Here is a 3752-nt window from a genome sequence, read left to right as displayed (position 1 = left end):
ATAGACAGTTTTCATATAGTGTTGATATCTCTAATTGAAAAGAGTATTATATCCTAATCAACGATAAATTTTTAGATTTACTGTACAATACAAGAATAAATTGATTTTCCAGCCTATCAGACTTCCCGATCTACTTTGGTATGTTAAGAACTCGCAAGATTTCTTAAGATTATGACTATTTATACTTGTGTCGGTGAACAGAATCTCAGGGATTAACGTAGCTAACGGGGATATCATCCCCATATCCTCTCATTCACCACTGTTGTCCAGTGCAAAATCAGCCTGGGATGGTATTCAAGTTGAACAACATTGTTTACCTCCCTCAGAGTGTCCTGAGCTAGAGCTACAGCACCACAGTGTTACGATAATACTCGGAGGGCGATTCGAGATCGACTGGCGTTTAGCTGGCGGACGTGAACAAAGGACGCAGATGAAACGAGGAGATATTTGTATCACTCCTTCACGGGTTCCAACTCAAGCTCGTTGGCACGACTCAGCAAATTTTCTTTTACTCTCAATTAATCCAACGCTAATTGAGCGTGCTGCTTATGAATCAATTGATACAAGTTTAATTGAAATTGCCCCAAAGCGGGGAGTGCTCGATCCTCAGATCCTACATATTGGTTCAGCGTTAAAAGCAGAACTTGAAACCGGATGCGAATCAGGTTTTCTCTATGGAGAATCGCTGGGTTTAGCGCTAGCAGTTCATCTTCTCAGACGGTATTCCATATCGAAAACGGTCATTCGAGAACCCTCGGAAGGTCTTCAAGCACAAAAACTCCAACAGGTAATTGATTACATTCACTATAATCTGGAGGCTACAGTTACTCTCAAAGAGATTGCGGCTGTTGTTGCAATGAGTCCTTATTACTTTGCGCGTCAGTTCAAGCTTTCAACTGGGCTATCTCCACATCAGTACGTAATTCAATGCCGAATTAAGCGAGCTAAAAATTTGCTGGCTGAGAATAAATTTCCAATTGTAGAAATTGCCCACTGTGTTGGCTGTTCAAATCAAAGCAACTTCACTGCTTTTTTTCACAAGTATGTAGGAATAACACCAAAAGCTTATCGAAACCAAACACGCCGATGTTAAAGGCTAAGGTGATTTCCGAGAAAGAAAATACCTGGGGAGTGCGAGTTTTGACTTCGCTCAATTCACGATCTCTCAGTTGGTTGAGCGAAGTCGAAACCAACGGCTGCGGTATATTTATTCCTGTAAATCACCTAATTGTTGATAGCCTTCCGGGTAAGTTAGTCCCAATGAAAAAATCCCATTTGGATCGCCTTCTTAATCAAATTCCAGATAAAAGCAATTTTTAAATATTAATGCAGCAAATTTTCAGAAGACAAAAGTGCTTAAAACGACTTAACCTCAGCTTAGTAGAAAGTAATCTAAAGGAGGCTTACTCCCATGAGTACCCACGTAGATATTGACAAGTATAAGCAGCTAGTAATTGATGATTTCAATTCCAGACCTAACTACGATGAAGGAAATCAATTTCACCTCAGTTTAGCGAATCGTCTGATTGAAATCGCTCAACCTCAGCCAGGACAGGCAATCCTCGATGTCGCCACTGGTACAGGATTAGTGGCAATTAATGCAGCACAAATTGTTGGTTCTTCAGGTAGAGTAGTGGGAGTAGATATCGCCAAAGGTATGCTACAGCAAGCACAGAGGAAGATTAAGACGATTGGAATCAAAAACATTGAACTCATAGAAGCAGACGCAGATTATCTCAATTTCAACGACAGGAGCTTTGATATCATTTTTTGCTCTAGTGCGCTCGTGTATTTGACCGACATTCAGAACTCTCTACAGCAGTGGTATCGCTTTCTCAAACCAGGTGGTAAAGTTGCTTTTTCTTGCTTTGCTGAAACTGCACATACAGCAGCTGTTATTTTTAGACAAAAAGCTCAAACTTATGGCATTTTTATTCCGAATCCGAATGAGCCATTAGGAACTCCTCAAAAGTGTCAAGATATGCTTAAAAACGTCGGGTTCCAAGATATCAAAGTTATAACTGAACAGTTTGGTTCTTATCTAAGTAATGTTGAAAAAGCCTGGTATGCAAATGCGAGAAGCGCTTTTGGCTCTCAAGTGAAAGAACTCGCGCCAGAGAGATTAGAACAACTCAAAGCTGAATACATTGCACAAGTTGAAGCAACTGCAACACACAAAGGTATTTGGAATGATGCAACAACTTTCTTTGTATTGGGTAGTAAATAAATAGCCTGTTAGCGTTGTCGAGAGTCAATGGTGATCAAACTTAGTATAGGATTGCACAAGTTCATGGCGAAATGAAAATGGTGTGTCCTCATCCTCAACCCTTCTCCCTCCGCAGGAGAAGGGAGCTAAATTCTGTTCCCTATCTCAATAGGGAGACGGCTAGGGTGAGGGTCAATGGGAGCCAAAACGCCACGAATGTATGAAATGCTGTACTTAGCAGCCTTAAACAGGTAAGTGTTATTTAGCGATAAAACGCTAGGTTTACTGTATAATATGAAAGTAAATATAGGAAAGGTCAAAAGACAACCCAGTAATGACAGATAGCATTATTCGAGAACAAATTGCATACTATGATGAATGGTTTCACAGACTTGGACGGTATGACCGGGGAGAGGAAATAAACGGGCTTTGGTTTAATGAAGTTGCTGTGGTCAAAAAGGCATTGTACCAACTAGGGACAGTAGAAAATATTTTGGAGCTAGCTTGTGGAACAGGTATCTGGACGCAGGAACTTCTAAAGATTGGTAAGAAAATTACAGCACTTGATGCTTCCCAAGAAGTGATTGAAATTAATCGCGCAAAAGTTGGTGATGCTAACGTGTACTATCGACAGGTAGATTTATTTTCATGGGAACCAGATGTGGAATACGATTTAGTTTTTTTCTCTTTTTGGCTATCTCATGTCCCACCAAAATTACTCGACTCGTTTTTGGAAAAAGTTTACAGATCTGTTAGAGCAGGTGGACAGGTATTTATAATTGACTCGCGTTTTGACCCTATATCAACCGCAAAAGATCATGTTCTGGAAAACGACAGCAATATTCAGATAACAAGAAAGTTAAATGATTGTAACGTAAATAATATAGTTGCAACTAATAACAGGTAAGGAAGCAGTTTGGCAAAGACGGATTGTGGAGTTCTTAGAAGCAATATTGCCCCCATCACTCCCCCCACTAAGCTAATCAAGGCTAGTACTAGCAGCTGCCGAAAGGGAATCGAAAGATCAGAACGATAAGCATAAATACTTACTGCGTAACCTATCCAGGTAACTGTGTTGTTGGTCGCATTTGCCTTGAGCGGTGGTAATCCTGCAAAGATGAGAGCCGGAAAAGAAAAAAAGCTACCCCCACCAGCAACGCTATTGAGTGTACTTGCTATACCGCTAGCACTTAAGAGTAGAACCGCTGAGGAGAACGTTAGCGTTGTCATGGTTCAAATCAATTAGTTAAAGAAGGGTTGATTTGAACTTTAGAGAATATCGATGCAGGAAACAAATGTGTTTGCTTGTCCAAAGGATAAGTTCTATTGATACTGGGACACGATCAATCTACAATAGTTATGTTAATCTACAAGGGTGCCTAGGTGTGGGTGGTACTCCAAAAGTTAAATTATTAGTTTATAGTTACCTTTTACATAGCCAAACATAGACAGGCTACTTTACAGGTGTTTAAGCAACACTGACGGAAGCATGTTCACGCTTGAAAGTCGGTGTGATACGCCTCGGATGTACTACCAGACACCCTCT

At 40.5% G+C, this 3752-nt stretch carries 5 protein-coding genes; 4 read left to right on the top strand and 1 reads right to left on the bottom strand.

Annotated features, from left to right (window positions below; translation table 11 throughout):
• The first annotated feature begins 193 nt into the window (after positions 1–193).
• The 4 genes from G4P69_RS40155 (at position 194) to G4P69_RS36135 (ending at position 3113) form a co-directional block, all read left to right on the top strand.
• On the top strand, positions 194–1093 hold the full coding sequence (locus tag G4P69_RS40155) for a helix-turn-helix domain-containing protein (protein WP_208354716.1): 900 nt from the start codon (positions 194–196) through the stop codon (positions 1091–1093).
• The gene (locus G4P69_RS36145; RefSeq protein ID WP_208354715.1) at positions 1087–1320 is read left to right on the top strand and encodes a hypothetical protein; all 234 of its coding nucleotides are present in this window, start codon (positions 1087–1089) and stop codon (positions 1318–1320) included. Before G4P69_RS40155 ends, G4P69_RS36145 begins: the two co-directional genes overlap by 7 nt.
• Positions 1321–1411: 91 nt before the next feature.
• Complete coding sequence (locus G4P69_RS36140) at positions 1412–2227, top strand: class I SAM-dependent methyltransferase (RefSeq protein WP_208354714.1); 816 nt, start codon at positions 1412–1414, stop codon at positions 2225–2227.
• A gap of 313 nt (positions 2228–2540) precedes the next feature.
• A complete protein-coding gene (locus G4P69_RS36135) occupies positions 2541–3113 on the top strand; it encodes a class I SAM-dependent methyltransferase (protein ID WP_208354713.1) in 573 nt (190 codons plus the stop codon).
• Here the strand turns inward: G4P69_RS36135 and G4P69_RS40795 are convergent.
• The gene (locus G4P69_RS40795; protein WP_208354712.1) at positions 3050–3436 is read right to left on the bottom strand and encodes a sulfite exporter TauE/SafE family protein; all 387 of its coding nucleotides are present in this window, start codon (positions 3434–3436) and stop codon (positions 3050–3052) included. The genes G4P69_RS36135 and G4P69_RS40795 overlap by 64 nt on opposite strands.
• Positions 3437–3752: the final 316 nt, after the last annotated feature.

Origin of the sequence: Aetokthonos hydrillicola CCALA 1050, assembly GCF_017591665.1 — a bacterium.
GTDB lineage: Bacteria > Cyanobacteriota > Cyanobacteriia > Cyanobacteriales > Nostocaceae > Aetokthonos > Aetokthonos hydrillicola.
This window is presented reverse-complemented; position numbering and strand designations above follow the sequence as displayed.